General features: G+C 74.0%; 3 protein-coding genes. 2 read left to right on the top strand and 1 reads right to left on the bottom strand.

Translation table 11 applies throughout. The features are described from left to right. A partial coding sequence (locus ACFT41_RS32010; protein WP_377614104.1) for a copper resistance protein CopC occupies positions 1–1,821 on the top strand: 1,821 nt, incomplete at its 5' end. A gap of 63 nt (positions 1,822–1,884) precedes the next feature. Here the strand turns inward: ACFT41_RS32010 and sthA are convergent. Next, complete coding sequence (sthA, locus tag ACFT41_RS32005; protein ID WP_377590471.1) at positions 1,885–3,288, bottom strand: Si-specific NAD(P)(+) transhydrogenase; 1,404 nt, start codon at positions 3,286–3,288, stop codon at positions 1,885–1,887. A gap of 339 nt (positions 3,289–3,627) precedes the next feature. On the opposite strand from sthA, the gene ACFT41_RS32000 reads away from it, so the two are divergent. Then, on the top strand, positions 3,628–4,625 hold a 998-nt coding region (locus tag ACFT41_RS32000), incomplete at its 3' end, for a substrate-binding domain-containing protein (RefSeq protein ID WP_377614103.1).

The raw sequence follows: 4,625 nt of genomic DNA, 5'->3' as shown, positions 1-4,625 counted from the left end.
GTGGTCGCCGTCCTCGGGGCCGCCCCGCCCGCCGCGGCGCACGGCACCCTGGCCATGTCCACGCCGGCGGCGGGCGCCACGGTCAGTGAGCCGTTGGCGACCGTGGCGCTCTACTTCACCGAGCGGGTCGCCGACAACGCATACTTCGCGGTGACCGCCCCGGACGGCGGTCGGGTCGACGACGGCTGGACGCACGGGTCCCCCAAGCCCCTGGACCAGCCGGTGCGGGAATATCTGCTGGTCGACGGGAAGTTCGAGCCGCGCGAGTACGCCACCGGGTTCCCGGCGGTGGTGACGCTCGCGTACCTGCCGGCGGCGGGGCAGTACACGGTCAGCTACCTGTCGGTGGCCTCCGACGGCGAGCCGGTGCGAGGCACGATGAGCTTCCGCTACGCCGGCCGGGTCATGACCGCGCGGCAGGGGTGGCGGCCGCCGACCGCCGGGCCGGACCCGTCGCTCGTCGCCGCCGCCGAGCAGCACGCGACGTCCGGACACGGCTCGGGCCAGTCGTCGGGCGGGTCCGCGGCGCCGGCCTCGTCCCCGGCCACCCCCGGTGCGGCCGCTCCCGCGGCGGCCCCGGCCGACGAGGAGGCCGCCGGCCCGCCCGGTTGGCTCGGTGTCGCGGTGGCGGTCGCGGCGGTCGCGGCGGTGGCCGGCGTCGTCGGGTGGCGCCGCACCGCCGCGCGGGTGGGCGGGCGGGCCCCGGCCCCCCGCTGGCCGTGGACCCGCCGCCCCGCCGGTCGGGCGGTCCGCCCCGCCCCGGCTGGCCGAGCAGGGGTACGGGCGAAGTCGCCCGGCCCGGCCTCGCGCGAGGCGGCCAGGACCAGTGGCCCCCGACGCAGCCCGGCCGGGCCGGGCGAAGCGCCCGGGAACCGGCCGGCCGGCGGGCCCCGGCTGGGCGACCGGGGTCTCGCCCTGCTGGTCGGCGCACTGGTGGTCGCCCTGCTGGCGGGCTTCGGGCTGGGACGCATCGGTGCCGCCGACGGGCGGGTCGCCACGGCGGCCGGCGGCGGGGCGCCCACCACCGGCCGCCCGGTCGCGGCGGGGGACGGGCATCAGCACACGCCGGGGGCCGGCGCGCACACGCACCCGGGCGACGGCGATCCGGCGCAGGCACAGGTGACCGGGACGACGGTCGGCGCCGGCGGCTACACCCTGAAACCGGTGGCGCGGTCCCAGCCCGCCGGCGTGAACGTGGACTACCGGTTCCGGATCGTGGGCACCGACGGGCGGGCGGAGACGAACTTCGCGGTCGTGCACGACAAGCCGCTGCACCTGGTCGTGGTGGGTCGGGACCTGGGCGGCTACCAGCATCTGCATCCCACCATGGCGGCCGACGGCACCTGGAGCGTGCCCCTGACGCTCAAGCGGGCCGGGGGCTACCGCGTCTACGCCGACTTCGCCACGACCGCCGCCGACGGCACCGCACGGCCGCTGGTGCTCGGCGTCGACCACCAGGTTCCCGGCGCGCCCACCCCGGCCACCCTGCCGCCCGCCCAGCCACGGGCGACGGCCGGGCCGTTCGCGGTGGAGATGGTCGGCACCCCCACGGTGGGGGCGACGGTGCCGCTGTCGTTCCGGGTCAGCCGGACCGGTGCCCCCGCGCCGCGGCTGGAGCGCTACCTGGGCGCGTACGGACACCTGGTGGTCGTCCGCGAGGGCGACCTGGGCTACGTGCACGTCCACCCGGAGCAGGAACTGGTCGACGGGGCGGCCAGATTCTGGCTGACGGCACCGGGCCCGAGCCGCTACCGGGCGTTCTTCGACTTCCAGGTCGACGGGACGGTCCACACGGCCGAGTTCACCCTCGACCTGGGGTGAGACCCGAGGGTCGGGTCGGCCAGCACCGATCCTGGTGCGGGCCGACCCGACCCCCGGGCCGACCTAGCCCTCGACCCGGACGATGTTGCGGATCTTGTTGGACGCGTCCAGCGCCGCCACCTTGTACGCCTCGGCGAGGGTCGGATAGTTGAACACCGCGTCGATGAGGTAGTCGACCGTGCCGCCGCAACCCATGACGGTCTGCCCGATGTGCACGATCTCGGTGGCGCCGGTGCCGAACACGTGCACGCCGAGCAGCCGACCGTCGGCCGGTGACACCAGCAGCTTCAGCATGCCGTACGAGTCGCCGACGATCTGGCCGCGGGCCAGCTCGCGGTAGCGCGCGATGCCGACCTCGAACGGCGTGGAGCTCTCCGTCAGCTGCTCCTCGGTCCTCCCGACGAAGCTGATCTCCGGGATGGTGTAGATCCCGATCGGCTGCAACTCGTTGAGTGCCCGGACCGGCTCGCCGCAGGCGTGTTGCGCGGCGATCCGGCCCTGCTCCATCGAGGTGGACGCCAACGCCGGGAACCCGATCACGTCGCCGACCGCGTAGATGTTCTCCACCGCCGTGCGGTAGTTCGCGTCGACCGTGATCCGGCCGCGCCGGTCGGCCTGCAACCCGGCCGCCTCCAGCGCCAGTTTGTCGGTCTGGCCCTGGCGGCCGGCCGAGTACATGACGGTGTCCGCGACGATCTTCTTCCCGCTCTTCAGGACACACAGCGCCGCGCTCTGGTGCTTCTCCACCGCCGCGACCTCCTCGCCGAAGCGGAACGTGACGGACAGGTCGCGCAGGTGGTACTTGAGCGACTCGACGACCTCCTCGTCGCAGAAATCGAGCATCCGGTCGCGGCGTTCCACCACGGTCACCTTGGTGCCGAGCGCGGCGAACATGGAGGCGTACTCCATGCCGATCACGCCGGCGCCGACCACGACCATGCTGCGGGGGATGGCCTCCAGGTTGATGACCCCGTCGGAGTCCACGATCGTCCGGTCGTCGAAGTCGATGCTGTCCGGGCGGGCCGGCCGGGTGCCCGCGGCGATGATCGCCTTGTCGAAGGTGACCCGGGACTCCTGCCCGGACTCGCCGTCCACCCAGATCGTGTGCGGGTCGGCGAACCGTCCGGTGCCGGTGATCAGCGTGACCCGGTTGCGGGCCAGCTGGTTGCGGATGACGTCGGTCTGCCGGCTGATCACATGCTGGGTCCGGGCGGCCAGGTCGCCGACCGTGATCTCCTCCTTGAGCCGGTAGCTGCTGCCGTACAGGTCCCGCTGGCTCATGCCGCTGAGGTAGAGCACGGCTTCGCGCAACGTCTTGGAGGGGACGGTGCCGGTGTTGATGCACACCCCACCGATCATGTCGCGGCGGTCGACGACGCCGACCCGCCTACCGAGCTTGGCGGCGGCGATCGCGGCCTTCTGACCGCTGGGCCCGGAGCCCAGCACCAACAGGTCGTAGTCATACACGCCGTAAGCCTCGCAAGATCCCGCAACCCGCGCCAGAGCAGGCCCGCCGGTGGCCCCGGTCCCATCGGCGGCCGTCGCCGGATCCGGCCGGACGGCGCGCCGCGGCGAGCCCTCGTCCGGGCCGGGACCGGGACCGCCGCCTCCGCCGGGCGGCCGAGCTGTTGCCGAAAACGTTTTCGGCGTTCATCGTCTGTGGCAGGTCCCGTGACGGACCGGGGCGCGCACAGGGGAACGCGGGAGGCTGTGATGGCTGGTTCCGGATCGGACGTTGATCTCACCGGTGGGCCACCGAGGCGCGCCAGCGGCTCGGTGATGGGCGACGTGGCACGACTCGCGGGAGTGTCGAAGCAGACGGTATCCCGGGTCCTGAACTCGCATCCGAACGTCCGGGAGGACACCCGGCAGCGGGTGGTGGCGGCGATGCGGGCGTTGGACTACCGCCGCAACCTGGCGGCCCGGGCGCTGGTCACCCGGCGGTCCGGCACGCTCGGGATCATCGGCTACGAGAGCGCCCTGTACGGGCCGACCTCGATGCTGTACTCGATCGAGGGTGCCGCACGGGCCGCCGGCTACTTCGTCAGCGTCGCCAGCGTGCGCCATCTCGACCGGCGGTCCGTGCTCGGCGCGGTCGACTGGCTCTGTCGACAGTCGGTCGAGGGGATCATCGCGATTGCCCCCAAGGCGACCGTGACCAGCGCGTTGGTGCCGATGTCGGACGGTGTGGCGCTCGCGGTGGTGGGTGGCGGCCACGACGAGACCATTCCGAGCGTCCGCATCGACAACGCCGCCGGCGCCCGGCTCGCGACCCGGCATCTGCTCGAACTGGGGCACACCACCGTGCATCACGTGGCCGGGCCCGCCGACTGGCCGGAGGCGGGCGATCGGGTCGAGGGCTGGCGCGAGGCCCTCTACGCCGTCGGCGCGCCGGTGCCCCCGACCAGGCCGAGCGACTGGAGCGCGCGGGCCGGTTACGAGCAGGGTCAGGCGTTGGCCCGGGACCAGTCCGTCACGGCGATCTTCTGCGCCGGGGACCAGCTCGCCCTCGGCGTGCTGCGGGCGTTGCACGAGGCCGGACGCCGGGTCCCGGACGAGGTCAGCGTGGTGGGATTCGACGACGCGCCGGACGCCGGCTACTTCCTGCCTCCGCTGACCACGGTGCGACAGGACTTCGCCGAGCTCGGCCGGCGCAGCCTCCGGGTGTTGCTGGCGCAGCTCGATCGGGCGGGTGAGCAGCCGGCCACCCCGAGCGGTCTCCTGCTACCGGAACTGACGGTCCGGTCCAGCACCGCACCGCCGCCGGGGGCGCGGCGTCGGATGCTGGGCGGCGGCGTCGGCGT

This window comes from Micromonospora sp. NPDC057141 (assembly GCF_042670805.1).
In the GTDB taxonomy this organism is placed as follows: domain Bacteria; phylum Actinomycetota; class Actinomycetes; order Mycobacteriales; family Micromonosporaceae; genus Micromonospora.
The sequence above is the reverse complement of the archived record's forward strand: the minus strand, read 5'-3'. Positions and strand labels throughout refer to the sequence as shown.